Here is a 22,844-nt window from a genome sequence, read left to right on the forward strand (position 1 = left end):
TTCAACTTGCAGGTTTTAATCTATAAATGTCGCAAATATGTTTCATATCTTCCTCCCTGTTGATGATAGCCTGATAGATATCTTCATCAGTCAATCCGAAGAGTTCCGCAACCGCAATGACCAGTTCTTGCATGACGCCCCATATCCTTTCCGCAACGGACAGTTCCAAAGAATCCTTGGTTACGTCTTCAAAGAGCTTTCCCATGGTCTCGTAGGCTGCAAACCTCTTCACTAAGGAAAGGATGTTGTATTGCAAAGCCGTCAGGGATGTCGCCGCGATTTGCGAGGCGAAGTTGCCGGCCTGGCATTTGCCCAGCCCCAACAGCCCCTTCGCTTCCTTGAACACGACTTCCAAAGACCACCTTTGGGCATAAATCCGGTACGCTTCAAGGAACTCAAGCCGTATGTCCGTGGTCATCAGGCCGTTCCATGCGCCCCGTTTGCTTCTCCTGACAAAGTACAGGCGTACCTTGGTATCCGCAAAGGTCACGTCCGCCACGATGTAATAGCAACGCAGTCTCCTGCTGTACTTCCGCCTGCCTTGCCTGTTAAGGTGCCTGATCAAGGCCGGCGCGGTATAAGGCTTCCCGTCCAGACAGTATTTTGTCCTGCTGTTTTCTCCCACCTTGATCATGCCCAGGTAATCGCACCTGACGTGGCGGGAGCGGATGAACCGGATGACATCCTTGCAGGCGAACCAGCTGTCTGCCAGCACATACCTGAACCTGACCCCTTTGCGGATGGCGCGTCTTATCATGGCAATCATCAGGTCGGTTTTCTTTGCCGTGTATTCACCGATACGCTCCTGCAAGGCGTCGCCGCTGTCACGTCCTTTGGTGAAACGTCTTGCGAGCTCTTCATCGGACATCCCGAACTTTCCATCCTTTCCTTTTTCACCCAGCAGTGCAAAATCCAGAAGCATTTGGGTTGTCCCGTCCGTGACGGCAAGGAACAATGCCTTGAAACCGAGGATGCACCTGTGATGGACATGGGAAAACACCCTGCCGATGTTCTCCATGCGCCGTCCCGTCTTGGGATAGTCCGTGTCATCGACTATCAGACAGACCGTGCCTTCCTTGCGCCCGGAGCGGAGTCTGATCTTCGACCAAAGCTGGAGGGTGAGGTGATAGACGGACTTCCGCCAGTTTATCTTGGGATTACTCATGAAACGGTAGAACACGTCTTTCTTGCATCCCAGCAAGCCGCTTAAGGAAGACCCGGTGAAACGATAAGGGTTACGGACCATGAAACACGGGTACAACAGCAAAGCCTGGAACACCTGCAACAACGGATACACATTGTTGCACTTGCTCTTCATGCCGAACAAGGTGGATTCATTCATTCTTAACCATTTGATAACGTCCAGTATGGAATACATCGCTTTATGCGCGTCATTTTTTCTAAAAAATGCGCTGATTTCTGAAAGAAAGTCTGTAACTTTGTGCAAGGGCATAGGGCTGAGTAATGTTTTGATTTGCAACTATAAAATTACTCATTTTCTGCGATATGTGGAAATCCCTGTGCCTCTTTTATATCCCAAGAAGAAGGTTATCTATTAACTTGCGAAACTTGAAACTTGTATAAGACTTGTATAGTTAGGTTAAGAAAATGGTTTTATGTCAGCATGTCTTGGCTCTATGCAAAAAGAAGGCTCACAGGTGTTCTGTCGGCGACGCTGTGAGCCTTTTCTTGGATGTGAATGATAGCGGTGAGTATAATAAAGTATAAGTGCCCGTTTGTTGATCGTTTTTTAGAACCGGCGAGGTCCGTGCGGACCATGTCCTCCACGGAAACCGGGACCACCCATTTGTCCTTGTTTGCCTCCAAAGAGGTTCAGTCGGTAGATGAAGTGTACCATACAGTAGCTGTAGATAGCGTTGTATTCGGTATCTTGTCGCATGGCTGCACTGATGGTACGGCTGATGTTGCTTTGATTTTTCAGAATGTCATAGAACTGAATGCTTACTGTAGCTGCATTGCCTTTTAGGAAATCTTGAGCTATCTGTGCATTCCATATCAGTTCGTCTCGGTTCATGCTGGCATCGGTGTATCCACGACGTGAATTTTGAGAAATATCAGTCGATATAGTCATGTTCCAAGGCAGGCGCACGTTGGTACTGGCTCCGTACGAAAATTGGTAAGTATCCATATTGTTCGATGTTTGGTAACTGTTGCGCGAATGGGTATAATCCAGTGAACCGTTGAGTGATAACTCCCACCAGTCATTTCGGAACGTTCCGCGTAAACGTTCGCCTAATGACAGTCGTTTGGTAGTGTTCTTATCGGCATCAGTTGTGGTCTGGTTATCACTGATATAGCTCACCATATTTTGGTAATTGGCACGTGTAAAGGTGTTGATGGTAAAACGTTTGTCACGTAAGGCAATGTTACTTCCCACAATGCCGAATAAGTTCCAGTTTCCGTTGATATTTTCAGGCATGGTGGTGTATCCTCCGGTTTCAGAGTTATAAATACGTCGGTTGCTGATGTCGTTTAGTACGTTTTGGAAACTGAAGAACGAGAACATACCACGCTGGGTTTCGGTTTTGAATATGTTGTATTCCACGCGCAAATGGTTGGTGAAAGTTGGCTTCAGTCCCGGATTTCCTACCGTTACATTCAGAGGGTCGGTATTATCCGAAATCGGAAGCAAATCTATCATATCAGGTTGTGAACTTCTTCCACGGTAGCGGATACGCAACTGGCTGGTTTTGGAGAAGCGGTAGCGGAAGTCTAGGGTCGGTGTGAAGTTGAACACGTTCCGTACAGTATCTACTTGATAGTCGCCTTGCGAATAACTAAGTGTAGAGCGTTGGGGTTGGAAGGACATACCGATATTGAAACGCATCTTTTCGCGTATCCAACGGAATGAAACATCTACCTGGTGATTGTAATAATTATAGGTGGCATTCTTACTTAAGTCGGTATTGAGTGTTCCTCCGGAAGTGTTGCCGTCAAGGGTCCACTCTTCGGGCATGTCGTAAGTAGAACGGTCAGTGGTAGAGTGGCTATACTGGAAGTTGTATCCGAATTGTAAAAACCCACCTTTGAATATAGGTTCGCTATAGGTCAGCCGCGCATTGTATTCACTGTTTTTGGTGGGAGTATTGATATACCGGTTTAAACGTTCGAATCGTTCTTCATCCGTTTGTTGGAAATATTCGGTTTCTGAAAGTGAAAATTGTTCGCTGCTGCTATTCGTATAGTTGTATCTGCCGCGGAAGGTGATGTTGCGTCCTTCGCTGTTCAGTCTGCGGTTGATAATCACCGAACCTCCGGCAGTAATATCATCACTCTTGCTCAACGAGTTTTTCAACACGCTATTGACAATGTTGGCTTCGGGAACCAGTGAGGTAATATCATCGGTGTTGAACAGTTCATCTGTAGAATATACAGGGTCTTGGTCGAAAGTGTATGAATTCTGTCCGTTGCTGTTGTCAGTTTTTCCATAACGGATACGTGGCCGGAATATCAGCGTGGTCATTGTGTCCGGACGCCATTCCATGAAAGCATCTGCTGTCAGATTGGTCGTTTTATTGCGTGTATGGTCCATAGCATTCTTGAACGAACTGCTTTCGGTGGAAACGAATGTCTCAGACGACTGTTTGCTGATTTGGTCAGCATCTTTGTAATTGAAGTTTATACTTCCTTCCGATTTGAACTTGTCGTTTTCGGTAGCAAAGTTCGCTCCCAGCATTTTCACAGCTGTCAGGCCGTTTTCCTGACGGCGGAAACCGCCACCTCCACCGGGAAAACTATTATCATTTACGTTGTTTGCCGAACCTATAACGGTGAATTGTTTTTTGTCTTTGAAGTAGTTGGCAAGCAGTTTGGCACTATATCGGTCTTCTGTACCGTACGCTCCGTCTACGTTCCCGAAAAATCCGTGGTTCATACCCGGCTTTACGCTTAGGTCAAGCACGGTTTCCTCTTCACCATCCTCAATACCTGTCACACGTGCCATATCTGATTGTTTGTCGTATGCCCGTACTTTGTCGATGATGTTGACTGGAAGGTTTTTCATGGCGATATTAGGGTCATCTGCAAAAAACTCTTTTCCGTCAATCATGATTTTCGTAATTTCTTTGCCATTGATGGTGATTTTTCCATTTTCGTCCACTTCTGCCCCGGGAAGTTTTTTTACCAGTTCTTCCAGGGCAGAGCCTTCAGGTACGCGGTATGCCGAACTGTTGTACACCAGTGTATCTGCTACTGCGGTTACTTCGGGAGCCTGGGCTACTACGGTTGCCGCTTCCAACATTACGGCATCCATGTGCATTTTTACCGTTCCGATATTCAGATTTGGTTTGGATTTTGTAATAGACACCCTTCTTACATCAGATGTATAGCCTATAAATGATATTTTCAATGCATAATTTCCCGGACGTACATTGATCGAGAACCGTCCGTTCAAATCGGTTGATTGACCAGTCACCATTGTGCTGTCTGGTAATGATAACACTTGTACTGTAGCTTCCATTACCGGTGATTGGTCATCTGCATCAATTACACGTCCTGAAATCTTTCCTAATCTACTGTTGCCTTGTGCAAAGGTTGCTGTTCCTGCGAACATCAGTAGTAACCCCATAACCCACGTTTTCATTGTCTTCTTTTAATTAATGTCTAAATGTTTGTCGCCTGTTTGACAGAAAAAGCAAGATAAGGTTTAATCTTTCATCCTGAATATTTGTTAATGCTTTCGTCTTGCTGCTAACTTTTTTCTATTTTTGCCCCAAATTAAACAAATAATTATGAGTATGCAGGAAGTAGTAATTTGCAATCAGTTGGAAAATGATTTAAAGAAAGCGGTAACGAAAAGTGAACACGACAAAGTGTTTGTCTTGACAGATGAACACACACATGTCTTTTGTTTTCCGATTATCTGTAGGTTTCCTTTCTTGAAAAATGCCGTTGAAATTTGTATAGGGGTAGAGGATGTGCACAAAAACCTGGAAACATTGGCGTATGTGTGGACGCAATTGAGTTTGAAAGGGGCTACACGTCGTTCGCTGATGATAAATTTAGGCGGAGGTATGGTAACCGATTTAGGAGGTTTTGCAGCTGCTACTTTTAAGCGGGGTATTTCGATGATTAATATTCCGACCACATTGTTGGGGATGGTAGATGCATCTGTGGGAGGAAAGACTGGCATAAATTTCAATGGGCTGAAGAATGAAATCGGCGCATTTGCCCCAGCCGAATCTGTATTGATAGACTGCGGATTTCTGAAATCGCTTGACCGGGAAAATCTGCTTTCTGGTTATGCGGAGATGTTGAAACATGGGCTAATCAGTAACGCCTGCCACTGGAGCGAACTGGTTGGTTTTGATTTGAACCGGATTGATTACGGGTGCCTACAAAGATTGGTAGGTAAGTCCATTGAGGTGAAAGAGCAGATTGTAAGACAAGACCCATTTGAAAAAGGTATCCGTAAAGCGTTAAATTTCGGGCATACGGTAGGACATGCTTTCGAAAGTCTTGCTTTGGAAAATGGTCGTCCTATTTTGCACGGTTATGCTGTAGCGGCCGGGATGGTATGCGAACTGTATTATTCTCACTTACGTATGGGATTCCCCAAGGAAAAACTTCGTCAGACTTTGCAATTTATTAAAGAAAATTATGGCCGTGTGGCTTTCACCTGCGAGGATTATGAGCGTTTGTATGCTTTTATGTGTCATGATAAGAAAAACAGTGCTGAAGGAAAGGTTAACTTTACACTAATCAGCGAAGTAGGTGATATTCATATCAACCAGACTGCCACCCAAGATGATATTTATGATATGCTTGATTTTTATTCAGAAACGATGGGATAACAGAATTGTAGTAGAGAAACAATGAAAAACACGCTCATAGTTTAGCTATTATCTTGGTTCATAACCCCCATCCGCAAACGGTTTGGTTTTATGCCCTCCATACCGGGGATATACATCCCCTCATTGGAGGACATAGAATGAAGTAGCCCTAATAGAATTATATACAACATTAATTCCGCTAACGGGTATTACCTGATATTCATATAAATTTAAATAGCCTCTTGAGGACAAAGCAAAAAAAATCTTTTTTTGTTTGCAGATTCAAAATAAAGTGTTACCTTTGCACTCGCAAAACAAAAGTGACGGGGTGTAGCTCAGTCCGGTTAGAGTACGCGTCTGGGGGGCGTGTGGTCGCTGGTTCGAATCCAGTCACCCCGACTGGTGGAAATGAAGGAGTTAAGCGATTGGCTTAGCTCCTTTTTGCTTTTGTGAATGACACATTTATGACACAATCTGCCCCATTTTATATTAAGCCAACGCTTTTATACAAACAAAAGCAAAGTAGATAGAGGGATGTTTCTTGCTATTTATATCTGTTTACTGTAACTCTTTTATTAACATATTTCCGTAGCCTATTGGATAAAAACAATAGTTTATTATGATATACGGATACATTAGAGTAAGCAGTGATAAGCAGACTGTAGAGAATCAGCGTTTTGAAATCAACAATTTTTGTGAACGTGAAAATCTCAAAATTGATGGTTGGATAGAAGAAACTATCAGTGGAACTAAATCCTATAACAAAAGGGAATTAGGTAAACTGCTCAAGCAAATTAAAAAGGATGACCTTATAATTTGTGCAGAACTCTCACGTTTAGGAAGGAATCTTTTTATGATAATGGAGATTCTTAACCTTTGCATGACCAAAGAGTGTAAAGTTTGGACAATTAAAGATAACTATCGTTTAGGCGAGGACATTCAAAGCAAAGTATTGGCATTTGCTTTTGGTTTATCTGCGGAAATTGAACGTAACTTGATTAGTCAACGTACAAAAGAAGCATTAGCACGAAAAAAAGCAGAGGGTGTAATCTTAGGTCGTCCAAAAGGGAAGAGAAGTTCTCCTGAAAAATATAAGTTGCACAAGAAAAGACGCTTGATTCAAGAACTTCTGAATGCAAATATATCTAAACGAAAGATAGCTGTAATATGTAAGGTAGATAGAAACACATTGGCTCGTTACATCAAAACATTTTTGGCAGACATATAACGAGCGTTTTCGTGCAGCAAAACGGGTCGGAATGTGATTTCAACGACTCTGACTCGTGGGTAATATTGTCGCCGATAGAACAAAGTATCAAGCGAAAGATTGAAGCAGTGGGCACGCCTCTTAAAGATTGGGATATAAATATCTACCGCGGTGTTCTTACTGGTTACAATGAGGCATTTATTATTCCCACAGAGAAACGAGAGGAAATACTTGCCAACTGCCAATCGGAAGACGAGCGTACACGAACGGCTGAACTTATACGACCGATTCTGCGTGGCAGAGATATAAAGAGGTATGGCTGTGACTGGGCAAACTTATGGCTAATCAATACTCACAATGGTATAAAAGGTAAGACTCCTCGTATTCATATCGAAGATTACCCTGCTGTTAAAGTTCATTTAGACCAATTTTGGAATAAAATCTCAAAAAGAGTGGATAAAGGTGATACTCCATATAATTTACGAAACTGCGCTTATTTGGAGGATTTTTCTAAGCCAAAAATCGTGTGGGCTGAACTCGCTCGAACAGGAAACGCTTTTGCCCTTGACTTTGATAATAACATGGTGGGTAACACAGGATATATACTGACAGTTCCCAATAACAATCAAGATGAACTCTTGTATTTGCTGGCATTTCTAAACTCTCGTTCTATGCTTTATTCGTTAAATCAGATTACAACCCGATTCGATGAAAACGGATGGAGATGGTTGCGGCTATTTGTAGAACAGCTAAGAGTGCCTCCTTTAATAGATAAAAATAAAATAATTCAAGTTTCGCAAGTTAATAGATAACCTTCTTCTTGGGATATAAAAGAGGCACAGGGATTTCCACATATCGCAGAAAATGAGTAATTTTATAGTTGCAAATCAAAACATTACTCAGCCCTATGCCCAGGGCAAACGCATCTAATCTGTCAATATTTTCAGCAAATAATCATTGTCCCATCCGGCTTTGAGCCTTTTTCCCCTGACTCCGACTTTGGCAGACTTCTCGTTCTTAAGCAGATTCAATGCGATTCTATTAATCAACGAAAAGTTTTGCGCTGCGTTTCCAGCCCTCTTCCTGCTATGGTCCTCATTGAAAGCGACATCCAACACCCAATGAAGGGAGTTCTCGACTCCCCAATGGGAACGGACAGACCTGTTTATCAGGTCCGCATCCGCCTCAAGACTGCTAATATACAGTCTGGTCTCCTTCAATGTCGCCTGTCGGCATTTGTCGTAACGTTCCGTCTCTATCTTTATCAAGGAGCGCAGGTTTTTCCATTCTTCCCTGTGTTCTATCAGTGACAAGTCGCTGATGACGGAACATCGTCTTGTCTCAACCCGCCCATGGCCGCAGTCGGTATCTTCTGAAACGGACACGGCGGGCAGAAAACGGAAGCTGTCCTTCACCTGCTCTTGAAGGCTGCCTTGATTCCCTTTTACGGCAATCAGGTAGTTCGCCTCCTTTTCAACGATTGCGGACACGATGTCTTTCTGACAGCCCATTGCGTCAATGGTCACGATGCATCCCTTGACGACAAGCAAATCCAACAGCTTGGGAATGGCGGTTATCTCGTTGCTTTTCTCGTCCACCTTCAACTGCCCGAGCACGATATGATTCGCCGAGGCCCATGCGCTGACCATGTGGACGATGCTTTTGGAGCCGTGCTCACGAGTGCCGCGCATGCTTTTCCCGTCAATGCTGACCACTTCATTGTCTGTCAGTTCTGCAACGGAACGGGTCCACGACAGGAAAGAGGATTCCAACTCTTCGGGATTGAGGGCGGAGAACACGCGGTTGAACGTGTCATGAGAGGGGATGCCTTCAGGCAAGCGGAGAAAGGTGCGGAGCCATCCTTCCTTGGCTTTGCCAAAATTCTCCATGTCATTCCAGCTTTCCGCCCCGCAGATTACGGACGCTATGGCTATGAACAGGATATCTTCCAACATATGGGCTTTAGTACGGTCAACACGAGGATCGGTCAACTCTGAAAAGAATGGTAAAGGACTTGTCATCGTTTTTTGCTTTCAAAGATAGCAATGTTTAATCTTTATGCAAAATTTAGATGCGTTTGCCCTGGCCCTATGCCCTTGCACAAAGTTACAGACTTTCTTTCAGAAATCAGCGCATTTTTTAGAAAAAATGACGCGCATAAAGCGATGTATTCCATACTGGACGTTATCAAATGGTTAAGAATGAATGAATCCACCTTGTTCGGCATGAAGAGCAAGTGCAACAATGTGTATCCGTTGTTGCAGGTGTTCCAGGCTTTGCTGTTGTACCCGTGTTTCATGGTCCGTAACCCTTATCGTTTCACCGGGTCTTCCTTAAGCGGCTTGCTGGGATGCAAGAAAGACGTGTTCTACCGTTTCATGAGTAATCCCAAGATAAACTGGCGGAAGTCCGTCTATCACCTCACCCTCCAGCTTTGGTCGAAGATCAGACTCCGCTCCGGGCGCAAGGAAGGCACGGTCTGTCTGATAGTCGATGACACGGACTATCCCAAGACGGGACGGCGCATGGAGAACATCGGCAGGGTGTTTTCCCATGTCCATCACAGGTGCATCCTCGGTTTCAAGGCATTGTTCCTTGCCGTCACGGACGGGACAACCCAAATGCTTCTGGATTTTGCACTGCTGGGTGAAAAAGGAAAGGATGGAAAGTTCGGGATGTCCGATGAAGAGCTCGCAAGACGTTTCACCAAAGGACGTGACAGCGGCGACGCCTTGCAGGAGCGTATCGGTGAATACACGGCAAAGAAAACCGACCTGATGATTGCCATGATAAGACGCGCCATCCGCAAAGGGGTCAGGTTCAGGTATGTGCTGGCAGACAGCTGGTTCGCCTGCAAGGATGTCATCCGGTTCATCCGCTCCCGCCACGTCAGGTGCGATTACCTGGGCATGATCAAGGTGGGAGAAAACAGCAGGACAAAATACTGTCTGGACGGGAAGCCTTATACCGCGCCGGCCTTGATCAGGCACCTTAACAGGCAAGGCAGGCGGAAGTACAGCAGGAGACTGCGTTGCTATTACATCGTGGCGGACGTGACCTTTGCGGATACCAAGGTACGCCTGTACTTTGTCAGGAGAAGCAAACGGGGCGCATGGAACGGCCTGATGACCACGGACATACGGCTTGAGTTCCTTGAAGCGTACCGGATTTATGCCCAAAGGTGGTCTTTGGAAGTCGTGTTCAAGGAAGCGAAGGGGCTGTTGGGGCTGGGCAAATGCCAGGCCGGCAACTTCGCCTCGCAAATCGCGGCGACATCCCTGACGGCTTTGCAATACAACATCCTTTCCTTAGTGAAGAGGTTTGCAGCCTACGAGACCATGGGAAAGCTCTTTGAAGACGTAACCAAGGATTCTTTGGAACTGTCCGTTGCGGAAAGGATATGGGGCGTCATGCAAGAACTGGTCATTGCGGTTGCGGAACTCTTCGGATTGACTGATGAAGATATCTATCAGGCTATCATCAACAGGGAGGAAGATATGAAACATATTTGCGACATTTATAGATTAAAACCTGCAAGTTGAACTTGCGAAACTTGAATAAAATAATCTCAATAGTCGCGACTATCACAAAAGAGAACAAACAAGAGGTTTGTGAAATTCTTAACAATGTTATTGCTGACATTTATAACTTCACAGATGAGGAAAAAGCATATATAAATCAGACCCTTTCAAATTATTAATTAACAAGGAAAGGCAGAAACAATTATCTGCCTTTCTGATTAATATACTGTCTTTCTTCTTCAGTAAGTCCATAGAGCATATACACAGCCTCATCTATTGCAGTTTCGTTTTTTGAATCTACATAAGATTCTATGTCAGCTATGACTTTAGCATCTACATTTTGAGGAACAGGAAGTTTTTCTACAAACATAGGTTTGTATTCAAAATATCCACCATTTCGCGTAACTCCAAGTTGACGAATGTAATAATCTGCTAATTTTGAGTTTAATACAGCTAACAAAAATTTACTTGCCGGTACAATCATAGGTGAAGGCGCATTGATAAAGCTATTGTCTTGAATCATTGCATAACTTGCTGTAAGGTTAAGATTACCCCACACGATTTTTGGCTTAGAAAAATCCTCCCAATAACTAATGCTATCTTGCGTTTCAAACCATTTGTTGTTTGTCTTTTTGCGAGCCTTTGTCTTTTCTCCATTGATGATATATGTTTTACCAGTTTGTTCTAACCTTTCTTTACCAAACGAAAGAAGATACTGTTTCACGGCAGGAAACTGTTCTATGTCGTAATGACATGATGGGAAAGTCGCAATTAGGTACAAGCTTGCCCAATCATAACCATATCGTTTAATATCACGTCCTCTTAAAATCGGTCGTATAAGTTCAGCCGTTCGTGTACGTTCATCTTCAGTCTGGCAATTAGCCAATATTTCATTCCGTTTTTCGGTGCTTATAATAAAAGCGTCATTGAATCCGGTTTTAACTCCATAATTAATCTGAATATTCCAGTCTTTGAGCGGAGTACCAATCGCTTCAATCTTACGTTTGATGCTCTGTTCAATGGGCGACAGTATCACCCATGAATCAGAGGAAGCGAAATTAAACTCAACGCCTTGTTGCTGCACGAAAACGCTCAAATTCTGTAAACCGTTTATTCCTTGTGTTACACAAGCGTATGTCCTTTGGACATTTATAGCTTTTTGAAGCATCAATATGTTAACATCAACTGTCGCTGTATCAAAAACCTTTACTCCTGCAAAATCTATTAACAAGACAGGATTTGTTTCTGAAACAAAATATTGGCGTAATTCTTTTCCATATCCGGCTTTCATCCACTTATTGGAAGTAATGTAACATAGGCAACCATTGGGCTTAAGCAAATTCATCCCCTGCTCGTAAAATAAACAATAAATATCTCCAGTACGAACATAAGTTTTATACTCCATTCGTTCTAAGACATCAGCATCTGTACCCATAGATTGCAGTTGAATATAAGGAGGGTTGCCAATAACACAATCAAATCCAATAAAGTTTCCATCCGCATCCAATACTTCCGGAAACTCTATACGCCATTCAAAAGCGCCCAAATAAATCTTATTGGAATTAATTTCTTCAAAATAACTTTCAAGTTCCGCTATTTCCTTTTTAACAACATCCACTCGTTTCTGCCAATCTTTTTGTTCTTTTTTACTCATTTCAAACAATTGCGGTGCAAGCAAGTTCATTAGTTCTGCCTTACGTTTGTTTAATCTGAGCTTCTTAGGGTCTTTTGCCCTGATTTCAGTAGCAAGTTTGGATTTAATTTCAGCTATCATTGAATCCAACTCCCACTTCTCTGCTTTATCTTGAGCATTCTTATACTTACTCACTGCATTTCTATACTGACTGATAGAGATACCCATTTCTTTTAATACAGACTTAATACTATCCGTCAAATCAAAACGGTGTACCAAAGAATTACCACATTTGATATTTATATCAATATTGGGTAAGGTTTCCAGTTCTTTATAATCGCTATCTACTGTATAGTAGGCATTCTTCAATAATTCAATCCACAAGCGCAACCTACATATTTTCACAGAGTTTGGGTTAATATCCACGCCAAACAAACAATTCTCAATAATTGTCTTTTTCTCTTTGAACAATGTTTCTTGAATGCGTCGACTTTCCTCATTCAATGGATTGTATGAAAACAAATTATTATCCGCATCTGTTACAATCAGCTCATCGTTTTCGATACAAAATGTATAATCTGACTTCTTGATGCGTTTGCCTTCGGAATCCACTAAAATTCCAAGTTCGTATTTCAAATATATCAATTCATTTAAAGCGGATACGAGAAAGTGACCGGAACCAACAGCAGGGTCACAAATAGTAATGCTATTCATCAGTTGGTTAGCTTGTGATATATCATCTATTTTATTGTACAAATCTGCGATAGATGTACAATGCCAATCATAAAAGTTATTGAATTTAGTCAACACAGTATGGGCAACAGCTTCACGGCACATATACATGGTGATAAATCCGGGGGTAAACACCGAACCGTCTTTATGTCCGTTGATTTTTTCAAATATAAGTCCCAAAACAGAAGCGTTTATTAAAGTCTTGGCTTCTTCTTGTACATCTTCACTACCTTCACTTGCAAAATTATACGCATCCAAAAACGCAAACAGATAATTCAAGGTAGGAAGACTATCGACCTGTTGTTTCCCTTTACGATTGATTAATACACTATTTGCCAATAATGGCAACTCTGCTCTTTGTGATAAGCTGTTTATCTTTATTGTGTTACTTTCAAGTTCGGTGACTTCAAAAAGTGAACTGTTCAAATAAGGGACATACTCAAAATCTTTCGAAATAAAAGCTGTTCTCTGATGAACACTTCTTGCCAGAACTTGAAAAAATAGAGTGTTTAAGTCATCGAAATCCCGTATTTTCTTTATCGAAAGAAATTTGTAGCATTGCTCTCCATTATGGTATTTCAGCATTTGGGCTTCCAATAACTTCAAAAACAAGATTCTATTAATCCAAGTGATACAAAGTTCCATTGCCACGTTGAACAGACGCTCTTCTTGTGTGCTTCCGTAAACAGTGGCATTGGGAACCTTTCGTAAGCAGTCTTCTGCATCAAGTTGGTTGATTGTATTTTCTAACAAAGAAGCTTCATTACGTCGCTCAACAGCTTTGCGTACAATTACAATCTTGTTGTTTTCTTTCTTTTCTTCAATGCCTATAATATGCAATAATTCTGCATAAAACCTCTTATTTAAAAAGTTGCTATCATTCTGAAAAGGTAGTTTCAGCAAATGTGTATCACTGAGTACCTTATACAATTCTATAATTTTCTTTGAGGAGGTACCGTCCTCTAAATATTTTGTATAAGAACGGATGTCAAAATAAGTATAGTCAAGACTGTCTGCTACTTCTTCTATAAATGAAAACGCTATTTCGGCATAAAAAAAGTCTGTCTTACGGCTTGTTTTTCTGCCATCTTCAAAATCTTGGAATTCTTTTCTTAACTTTTTATTCTGATAGAATTTCTGTTCAAACTCTTGGGCATCAAAAATAAAGTACTCATATATATTGGTTGCTATCAAATATTTAATATCTGTGTTTTTCTTGGAAATCCTTTCTCTCAAATAGTAAAGCAGTAATTCCTGAAGAGCTTTTTTATTCAGGTTATCAACAGAAATCATTTCGTTTTTATTAGTTGTACTTTTTACCTCAATCAACAAGCCTATATTTGATTTGTTTGTCTTATCTAATCTTATTGCCAGGTCTATATCTCCTTCCGGAGCTATATAGTAGGACTTATAAAAAGTATCACTTAAGAAATTCTTTAAATGTACTTTTTGAGTTTCTTCTCTCTGACCGTCTACCACAGTAAGTAATAGTGCTCTAAGAGCGTCCTTAAAACGATTAAAATCCTTTGTTTCTATTGCTACTTGCCTGTATGCTTTATTTAGTACCTGATTCGGTTTTAATTTTCCCATGATATTCTTTTTTATAAACTGTAAGCAAAAGTAATTTAAATCATTGACATATATTCCATAGCAAGCGAAAAAAGGAAGTAGAATCTGATTTATAGATTGCACTTCCTTTGTAGTATAGAGAACTTTAACCTTTATTTTAGTCGTTCTGCTTCCTGTTGTAATAATCTTGCTCGTTCCAATTTTTCAGTCCTTACACGTATGCGGTACTCAAAATCTTCTACTTCATTACGAATATTCCTAATGACGGTTTTATCCCTGTCACGATGGAACACCTCTTCCAGTGTATCCAATTGATTGCCCGAAATGCCACCGTACATTTTGATAAGGCGGTACTTCAAGTCATTGTCCGACAAATTCAGGTTCTGCTTGAACTGATAAGCATTACCTACCAAAAGAAACAGAATTATCATAGACATGACCACTTGCCATAGAAACGGTCTGGATGTCTTAAAGTCAATAACATGTGTATGGTTGTTTTGGACTTTCAGATTTTGCAAACGTTGCAATTCGTTACTGATTCGTTCCTGCTCGGCAAATATTTTTCCGTTGGTTGTACTCAGAACTGAATATACTTCTTTGACTTCTTTTAACTGCAAATTTATAGCAGTACGAAGTCTTTCCCGTTCTTCTCTGTCATAAGATAGTCCGGTTTTCATTTCCGTTATTTCCGATTGAAGCCGTTGTAGGTTGTCTGAGAGCAGGATAATTCCTTCACTACCCTCATCTTCTTGTTTCTCCGTTTCTACATTTACCAATTCTTTGATTTCGGAACAGAGGTTATATACTGCATCCAGCGTGTGGATAAAATCGTTGTTCTCCATTTCTTTCATTTTCGTATCTGTTTTAAGTGATTACCAGTTTATTCTTCTCTTTTTCTTCTTTTTCAACTTTCGCTGAAAGGTTGCTTCCGCATTCTCATCGGCATGGTTGAGTGTAGGGTTGAACAGTCCACCAAACGCTCCGACAAGGCTTTCCGCCATATGGCTGCTTGAGTTATAAGCATTCTCATGCTGTATTGCAGGTTGTCCATTGTTGGTCGCCAGTCCGATACCCTGTAGGTATTGGTTATCAGTTTCTCCCAATTGTCTATCCAGTTTTAGATAGCTGAAACTTCTGTCAATGTCCGAAGCCTTAAACGTAATGCCGTCTTTGGTAAAGGATAAACCTTGAATAACATTACTCCTACCTCTATATTTGAATTCCGTTATTATTCCTTGTCTGGATAATTCCGATATGAACTGCTTCCAACTATTGGATTTACTTAACGAGTTCTTGACGGCATGGTAAATCTCATATTTCGTCTTATCGTTTCCTTTCAAGCGGTGAGTTCGTACCCTGTCCTTTCCTTTACCGAAATAAAGTCCATATTTTTCTTTCAACTCCTTGCAGACCTTGACATTCCGATAACAGTCGTTCTTGTCATTGATGGTGCGTCCGTTGTTATCCACACGGTTGAAAACAATGTGAACATGCGGATACTTTTGGTCATTGTGTCGGGCAACGATATACTGGGTATCTTTGATTCCCATTTTCTGCATATACTCCTTTGCCAAACTGACCAACATTTCATCCGTCATTCTCGGAGCGTCTTCGGGTGCATAGCTGAGTGATATATGTCCTACAGGTTGGCGGATATGTGGTTTCATCATTCTTTGGGATTGAAAACAATCCATTATTGTCTGAATGCTGTCTGTCAGCACTCCTTCTGCTGCCAGCAGATTTGCATCGGGCTTACCCAATACATAATTGACACAGCCTCTGAATCCTGCTCCTTTACTTATTTTTCCAATCATCGGACAACTGCTTTATAATTTGGACTATCTTTTTCTTCAGTAACATAAGTTCGGCTGCTACTCCTGCAAATCCTCCGGCATTGGCTTTATGGGCAAGCTGGTTGATGTTGTTGGCTTCCCCTGCCAATTTACGGAGCACGTCCGCATCCGCCTTGCTGATGCGCTGTACTACTTTACCCGTTAGCACTACGGAGCGGACGAACCTACTGAGTGAAACGCCTGCATCTTTCCTGCGTTTCTCTACCGCTTGGTACTCAATATCTGTAAATCTTGCGCTGACCACACGCACTTTGTTACGTTTGGTCTGTCGTAATTGTTGTCTGTCTTTTTCCATTCTGAAATTCCTTTTTGGTTGCGACCAACGGGAGCGGACTGTCTTTGCTTCCGGCAAAGCAAGGTCGGAAATGTATACATTTCCATAACCTTGCTCCCTTAAACAATACGGCTTCCGCCAGTACAGCGATAATACATGTGGATATTACAAACTCCGCCCTTTTGACTTCTTAGGCGATGCAACTTGTACATTTTTCTTCTCCTGTATAGGACGTTGCTTGACAAGATACTCGTTCAAGTCCTTGCAATCCTTATAGGTGTGTGAAGCGTCACGGACACGATAGGAATACTCGTTTGTCAGTTTTTGGCAGGCTTCCATTCCGGCACGGTCATTATCGAAAAAACAATGGATGCGCTCATAGATGGCTAAGTTGTCAATCGCCTTGGAGAGATTGGAAACAGAGTTCAGTATGATATAGTCTTGCCAGTCCAAACATGGCATATTGGGACATTTCTCCATTCTTATGGTCAGGAACGAGAGATAGTCCATAAATCCTTCGAATACGAAACAGGCATCATTTCTTCTGCCTTCATGCCGGATATGGGTGATGTCCTTCGGTGCGATGCAGCCTTTGAAGTATCGGTTGCGTATCTCGTAACCGTCAGCCATGTTTCGAAATCCGATGGCAAAATAACGCTTACCGTTGTTCTCGAAGTATACCTCACAACATTCTCTTTTCGCAAGTTCCAAGTTTATTCCCCTGCCTCGCAGATAGGAGAGCAGGGCGGGAGAAGTAAGTTCTTTTATTTCCATACGTTGAAAGTTTGGTGTGGTAGAGGATTGCTCCCGAAAAGAGAAGGACACGGGTCTGATGTGCGGTGTCTGCTCTGCAATCCGTTGCAGCAGGTACGGCACATGGGCAGAACAGTAAAGTTCCGAAGCCAATGCGATGATATTCCCTCCCTTACCCAATCCAAAATCATACCATTTATTGATTTCGGCATTCACTTTGAATGATGCTTCGTTTTCTTCCCGAAACGGTGATTTGTACCAAAGGTTTGCCCCTTGCTGTTTGACAGGAGCATAACCCAAACTATGCAGATAGTCTGTCAGCTTTATATTCTTTGCTTCTTCAATTGTCATTTTCTATACGGATTTGATTGTTAGTGAAAACTGTTGAATTGTTGAACGCATCTTGTATTAAATTGAAACACAAAGATGTACCTCTCAACAGTAGCTCAACAAATGCCAACGAAAAGAGAAACAATTATTTTTTCTTTTCAACAGCATATTTTGAATGTTGAGCCTTTGTTGAAATAATTGCAAGCCCCACCGTCAAGTTAGAAGTGCAACTCCGCCACCGCCTTCCTCCGTCCTTGGAGCGTAGCGGAAAGGGCGGAGGAAGGCGGTGGAAGCCCGGAATCAGGGTCATCCGGCAATACAAAATAAAAAAGGGAGACCTCTGTCTCCCACGGATTAATTACTTTTGTATTGTCTATGAAGTATAAGCACTTAACCCGTGAGCAAAGGTACGCAATTTACCTGGGACGACAAAAGGGTGAGACTCTGGAAATGATTGCTCGTTCCATAGGAGTCCACAAATCGACGGTAAGCCGTGAGATAAAGCGTAACTCCACGCCGAGCGGCAAGTATGTATGGAACAAGGCGCATGACATGGCAGAATCCCGCCGGTGTCATACGCCCGGCAACAGGGGGCTGGATGATGTGCTGCAATGGCGCATCATTGAGTTCATAAAAAACGAGCAGTGGTCTCCCCGGCAGATATCCGGACGTTTGAAGCTGGAGGGTATAAACGTCTCCCATGAAGCCATTTACGCCCTCATCCGCAAGGACGAAAGCGGGGAACTGGCTTCCCATTGCCGGCATAAGATGAAATACAAGCGCAAGGCCTCACACCGTCATGAGACTAAGGCCACGAACATCCGTAACCGTGTGAGCATACACGAGCGTCCGGCGGAAGCCGACGGCAAACGTTTCGGGGACTGGGAGATGGACCTCATCGTGGACAAGGACAGCAACGCCATCCTCACGCTGACGGAAAGGAGCACGAACTTCCTGTTGATGGAAAGGCTCAAGCACGGGAAGAAAGCGAAGCCTGTGGCAAGAACCGTGTGGAGGTTGCTGCTGCCATACAAGGGAGAGGCCTTGAAGTCCATCACCACGGACAACGGCAGTGAGTTCGCCGAGCATGAATGGATAACCAAGAAGCTCAACGTGCCCGTGTATTTTGCCGATTCCTATTGCGCATGGCAGAAAGGAGCCATAGAAAACGGCAACAAGCTGATACGGCAATATATCCCGAAAGGAACCGACATCAGTACGGTTACAGAAGGAAAAATAACCAAGATCAGGAAGAAAATTAATGCCAGACCGAGAGAAAAACTCAATTTCTTGACTCCGGCTGAGGTCTTTTTCAAAAATATTTCGTAATGTTGCACTCGCTGGTTGACTCTGCCAAATAATTGCAAGCTAAGTGTCAATAAGTTACTTGTTTGTCTCAACAATTCAACAAAAGAATCAGAGTTCGTCCAGCAATGTTCTGTTGACGGTGTAAAAGCGTCCCACCCTCCTGACAGGAGCAAACCTGCATTCCTTATTATAATCAAACTGATAGGTGGTATAAGTCAGTCCATTAGGGGCAGGTGTAAGTTTCCAACTTTCTGTAATGATTCTGCGCAAGTGATGCTTTTCGATTTTCACTCCTGAAAGATTTAGTAGGTTAAGTAGGTCATTCAAACAAAAGGAAAAATTGTCAGTTCCTACGTTGTCCATTATTTCCCTTATCAGTTCCATGACCTCCACTTCGTGTTTGCCACGGTTGCAACGGATGATTCTCAACAAAGCCGTTGTCTCGGTTAACTTCGGAGAAAACCACATACGGCTTTCCTGTCGGGTGGTCAGTTTCCTATGCTGAAGAAAGTAAAGGAAAGCAGGGATTTCCGCAGTCAATTTTTGCAGAAAATTCGTATCGTCACTTTCAAGGCAATGAATCTTCCGTACCCAATAACGTGTTTCACCCGGGTCAATGATAACAGGTAGACTTTCATTATTAGAACAAAGTACGAACTTGGCAAAGAAAGCTATCTCGTCACGGTCTTTACCCTTAGCTTCCACTTTGTAAGACAATGTGGTGCTGAGATTCTTCAATCGCTCTGAATCCTCCCTACGGTTTAGCAATACTTCATCCACCACAATGATGAGCTTTCCAGCCCAGTCTGCATTGAACTGGCTACGAAAATCTTCATTCGTGTTAAAGGTTACGTTATTGCGGAACATAGCCTTCAGGAAGTTCAAAAACGTACTCTTTCCCGTATTACGTTCTTCCGATACCAATAGCAGAATCGGCAATTTCTGTACAGGTTGCAAGTAGAGAAGTTGCAGATAATCCATTCCCAACTCATACTGTTCACCAAAGATGTGGCGCACTAAAACCTGAATGTGAGAGAAATCTCCTTCTTTTGGCTCGTTTCCTATTGGCTCGTACAGATTCAGAAAATTGTCTATCACGTGACAATAGTTCACATGGTCAGGGACGGTACAGAAGCCGTCGTATTTGGGAACACTCGCTAAATAATCCTTGCCATAATCTTGACGGAGCGTTTCGTTGTTCCATACGATACGTTTCTTGATATGTCCCCCATTTAGTCGGGGCTGGCTTACTATCTTGTAAAGTGTTGTCCCTACCCGCACAAACGGACTTTCATTTTTTAATGTTTCTTTTGTACTCATAGTTTTAGCGTTTACGTTTGAAACATTTCTGAATGCTGATTGCCGAATCACAATTTTCACTACTGCTTGAAACCAGTTGTTGGTGTGCCCACTCAATAAGAGCTTTGCGGGAAAAGACAAGTTTGTTTCCATACTTCATAAAAGGTATTTGTTCTTGCGAAGTCATTTTGTACAATTTTGCCTTTGAAGTCGGGAATCCGTTATCTTCCAATACTTTCAGCGCATTGGGCATACTTAATGTATCAGGCAAATCAGAACCGAACATAGTCTGTTGATTTCCTGAAAAGAATTTTGAAACCGCATTAAATACAGCTTCTTGAATTTGCTCCTCTGTTGCGACAATGATATTTGCCATAATCAAACATTTTAGGGGTTAAACAATAAGCTGTCGTCACAGCTATCTCAACGTTGATGATGCAAAGGAAAAACAAAAAGAAGAGCTTATAAAACGAATAAATATCTGCATTAACAAAGACAAAAGAAGACATTAGCTGCCACAAGAGGACATACAAATAATGCCATTCAGAGGTTTGGCAGCGTCTGTCTTCAGAATGGCATCAAATGGCACTTTTGATATAGATGATAAATTGAAATGTGATTTTATTGTTTTTGGTTGCGTAATTGCTCCGTTACTTCATCCACATTAAAATAATCAAAGCATACATGCGGGTCTTGGCAGGGTTTTATTAATCCGTCTTTTATCCATTTGTTTACAGATGCAGGAGTGGTTCTCATCCATTTGGATAAATGGGTATTTGTCACCAAATATCTTCCGTTCAGTTGGGTAAGAGTATGCTTGTTTGCGGAGAATCCACGTTGCAAACGGTCTATCAGTACATCAATGTCCTTCTTTATGATTTTAGGGGCAGGTCTGTTTTCCTTGATGCTTATCTCGATAGAAGTCATATCAAAGTTTGCCAGCTGAGGGAGTTGGGACAACTCCGCAATCAGATACTGAGCACATCTCAGGTCTTTGATTTTGAATGTCAGTTGCTTGCGTCTTGGCATAGTAGTAGTGATTTTCCTTTTTCGGTGGTATAATATTTCTGTAAACGGCTATTTGGCTTGTCAGGAACAGTCATTGCCAGTAGTTCTTCTGAAATCAAAGGGTTTATATATTTTCTCTTAAATTTCGTTCTATCGCTAAAATTGAGCGAAGCAATAATCTGTGTTAAAGTATTTTCGTACAAACACATTTCCAAAATAGTTCTTATTTCTTTTTGACTTAGTGCTAACTTAGTGCCGACTTGGTTCCAACTTAGTGCCGACTTAGTGCCGACTTGCTCCCGACTTGTTGGCGTATTTTCCGCAAACTCAAACTCTTTGGGGTCACGATAGGTAATAGAAAAGATAAACTCCTCTCCACTATGTATTTCTATTTCAGAGCTTTCGAAGTATAACGGAGCATATTTTCGAATATTTTTCTGTCCAGAGCCAAGTTCTTCAGCCCATTTCATTTCACGGAACACCTTTGTTATTAGCGGATTCTTTGTACGGGTGCGCCAATCATTTATATCTATATCCCCTGTTTGGAAAGGTTTCGTCCAATTCTCTGTTATAACCCGGTCTCGGAATATGAGAAACTTATTGGTATATGAACTGATATACTCACGGTGCAGAAGTGTATTCGAGATTACTTCTCTGAATATCATTACCCGTAAATCCAAACGGTCTATGCCGTTGTCTGCTAAACGGAATTTATCAGGCATATTGCGCTGCACAAAATTCAACAAACGGATATATGACTGAATCAGGTTTGTGCATATCATATCCCGGTCATTGTAGCGAATATCAGGGTCTGTCGGAAGCGGATGCAAGAAACGCTCGTAAGACATACTACGGTAAATGGCGTCTGTGCGATGCCACGGACAACAGTTCAGGATAGTCTGTTCCTTGCCAAATAGAAGAATAGCAGCTAACTTATATCCTTCCTTGTTTGTCCCCCGTTGTTTACCCCAAAACAGACTTTTCAGGAATTCTTCATTTGTCATGCTCAGCCATGGATGATTGGAGTTATGAATGGAAATATGGCTACGCATAATCTTGAACGATTCTTCGTCCATATCTTCCAAGGTCACATCGGGAAACACTTCGTTTTCGGAAGATTCCTTTTCTTTTCGCATGAACATATTCTTAACCAGATAGGTATGCTTTGACACATCATTGTCCGCATCACCCCAACGGTCAAAGAAGCGATTCTTGTATCTATGTACCTGTTCACTCTCCGGCACATTCAGATACAGGATAATTTTACCGTCTATCTCTGTCTGCTCCGGCGTGATTGGCATTGGAGGAAGAAACTGTTCAGGATTATTCAGCGTATTGATAATGCTTTTGGTCATATCTATTACGCATTTAGGATTAATTCCCAATATTGTACCATCATCATCCACTCCTAAAAAGATATATCCTCCCTCTGCATTCAAAAAAGAACATACCGTTTCATACACAGAAGCCGAAACCTTATCCGTGCATTTCTTAAATTCTACTTGCTTATTCTCACCATGCAAAAGCAAGTCCTTTATTTTATCTGTTAGTAACATACTGTTTCG

At 42.2% G+C, this 22,844-nt stretch carries 16 protein-coding genes, 1 tRNA gene and 1 pseudogene; 6 read left to right on the forward strand and 12 right to left on the reverse strand.

The window, feature by feature from the left end; genetic code table 11:
- Position 1: 1 nt before the first annotated feature.
- Positions 2–1,453, reverse strand: a complete 1,452-nt coding sequence (locus B5G04_RS08540; protein ID WP_087394992.1) for a transposase — start codon at positions 1,451–1,453, stop codon at positions 2–4.
- Between the two features lie 297 nt (positions 1,454–1,750).
- Positions 1,751–4,603: a TonB-dependent receptor gene (locus B5G04_RS08545; RefSeq protein WP_087210930.1), complete on the reverse strand. Its 2,853-nt coding sequence runs from the start codon at positions 4,601–4,603 to the stop codon at positions 1,751–1,753.
- Positions 4,604–4,751: 148 nt separating this feature from the next.
- On the opposite strand from B5G04_RS08545, the gene aroB reads away from it, so the two are divergent.
- The 4 genes and pseudogenes from aroB to B5G04_RS08565 form a co-directional block, all read left to right on the forward strand.
- The gene (aroB, locus tag B5G04_RS08550) at positions 4,752–5,813 is read left to right on the forward strand and encodes a 3-dehydroquinate synthase (RefSeq protein ID WP_087210933.1); all 1,062 of its coding nucleotides are present in this window, start codon (positions 4,752–4,754) and stop codon (positions 5,811–5,813) included.
- A 303-nt stretch (positions 5,814–6,116) separates the two neighbouring features.
- A tRNA-Pro gene (locus B5G04_RS08555) sits at positions 6,117–6,191 on the forward strand.
- 220 nt (positions 6,192–6,411) lie between these two features.
- Positions 6,412–7,020: a master DNA invertase Mpi family serine-type recombinase gene (locus tag B5G04_RS08560; RefSeq protein WP_087396787.1), complete on the forward strand. Its 609-nt coding sequence runs from the start codon at positions 6,412–6,414 to the stop codon at positions 7,018–7,020.
- An 8-nt stretch (positions 7,021–7,028) separates the two neighbouring features.
- A pseudogene (locus B5G04_RS08565) lies at positions 7,029–7,811 on the forward strand (TaqI-like C-terminal specificity domain-containing protein); the annotation flags it as partial.
- A 114-nt stretch (positions 7,812–7,925) separates the two neighbouring features.
- Here the strand turns inward: B5G04_RS08565 and B5G04_RS08570 are convergent.
- Entirely contained in the window at positions 7,926–9,020 is a 1,095-nt protein-coding gene (locus B5G04_RS08570) for an ISAs1 family transposase (RefSeq protein WP_087396241.1), read from the reverse strand.
- Positions 9,021–9,089: 69 nt separating this feature from the next.
- On the opposite strand from B5G04_RS08570, the gene B5G04_RS08575 reads away from it, so the two are divergent.
- The gene (locus tag B5G04_RS08575) at positions 9,090–10,541 is read left to right on the forward strand and encodes a transposase (RefSeq protein WP_087394992.1); all 1,452 of its coding nucleotides are present in this window, start codon (positions 9,090–9,092) and stop codon (positions 10,539–10,541) included.
- A gap of 181 nt (positions 10,542–10,722) precedes the next feature.
- On the opposite strand, the gene B5G04_RS08580 is transcribed toward B5G04_RS08575, so the two are convergent.
- The 5 genes from B5G04_RS08580 to B5G04_RS08600 form a co-directional block, all read right to left on the reverse strand.
- Positions 10,723–14,475: an Eco57I restriction-modification methylase domain-containing protein gene (locus B5G04_RS08580; protein ID WP_087396789.1), complete on the reverse strand. Its 3,753-nt coding sequence runs from the start codon at positions 14,473–14,475 to the stop codon at positions 10,723–10,725.
- Between the two features lie 131 nt (positions 14,476–14,606).
- Positions 14,607–15,305, reverse strand: coding sequence for a hypothetical protein (locus B5G04_RS08585; RefSeq protein ID WP_087396791.1), 699 nt, complete (start codon positions 15,303–15,305; stop codon positions 14,607–14,609).
- Between the two features lie 21 nt (positions 15,306–15,326).
- Positions 15,327–16,268, reverse strand: a complete 942-nt coding sequence (locus B5G04_RS08590; RefSeq protein ID WP_087396793.1) for a relaxase/mobilization nuclease domain-containing protein — start codon at positions 16,266–16,268, stop codon at positions 15,327–15,329.
- A complete protein-coding gene (locus B5G04_RS08595; RefSeq protein ID WP_087396795.1) occupies positions 16,249–16,602 on the reverse strand; it encodes a MobC family plasmid mobilization relaxosome protein in 354 nt (117 codons plus the stop codon). Before B5G04_RS08595 ends, B5G04_RS08590 begins: the two co-directional genes overlap by 20 nt.
- Before the next feature lie 144 nt (positions 16,603–16,746).
- On the reverse strand, positions 16,747–17,685 hold the full coding sequence (locus tag B5G04_RS08600) for a toprim domain-containing protein (protein WP_087396797.1): 939 nt from the start codon (positions 17,683–17,685) through the stop codon (positions 16,747–16,749).
- A 354-nt stretch (positions 17,686–18,039) separates the two neighbouring features.
- On the opposite strand from B5G04_RS08600, the gene B5G04_RS08605 reads away from it, so the two are divergent.
- The gene (locus B5G04_RS08605) at positions 18,040–18,993 is read left to right on the forward strand and encodes an IS30 family transposase (RefSeq protein WP_087395476.1); all 954 of its coding nucleotides are present in this window, start codon (positions 18,040–18,042) and stop codon (positions 18,991–18,993) included.
- An 87-nt stretch (positions 18,994–19,080) separates the two neighbouring features.
- Here the strand turns inward: B5G04_RS08605 and B5G04_RS08610 are convergent, their stop codons facing one another.
- From B5G04_RS08610 to B5G04_RS08625, 4 genes are all read right to left on the reverse strand, one after another.
- Complete coding sequence (locus tag B5G04_RS08610; protein ID WP_087396799.1) at positions 19,081–20,292, reverse strand: primase-helicase family protein; 1,212 nt, start codon at positions 20,290–20,292, stop codon at positions 19,081–19,083.
- 4 nt (positions 20,293–20,296) lie between these two features.
- Positions 20,297–20,647 (reverse strand): helix-turn-helix domain-containing protein, encoded by a 351-nt coding sequence (locus B5G04_RS08615; protein WP_087396801.1) that lies wholly within the window; start codon positions 20,645–20,647, stop codon positions 20,297–20,299.
- A 245-nt stretch (positions 20,648–20,892) separates the two neighbouring features.
- Positions 20,893–21,300 (reverse strand): hypothetical protein, encoded by a 408-nt coding sequence (locus B5G04_RS08620; protein ID WP_087396803.1) that lies wholly within the window; start codon positions 21,298–21,300, stop codon positions 20,893–20,895.
- Positions 21,279–22,835 carry an RNA-binding domain-containing protein gene (locus B5G04_RS08625; protein ID WP_087396805.1) on the reverse strand — a complete coding sequence of 519 codons (1,557 nt, stop codon included), beginning with the start codon at positions 22,833–22,835 and terminating at the stop codon, positions 21,279–21,281. Before B5G04_RS08625 ends, B5G04_RS08620 begins: the two co-directional genes overlap by 22 nt.
- Positions 22,836–22,844 lie beyond the last annotated feature (9 nt).

The organism is Bacteroides sp. An51A (assembly GCF_002161565.1).
GTDB classification, from domain to species: domain Bacteria; phylum Bacteroidota; class Bacteroidia; order Bacteroidales; family Bacteroidaceae; genus Phocaeicola; species Phocaeicola intestinalis.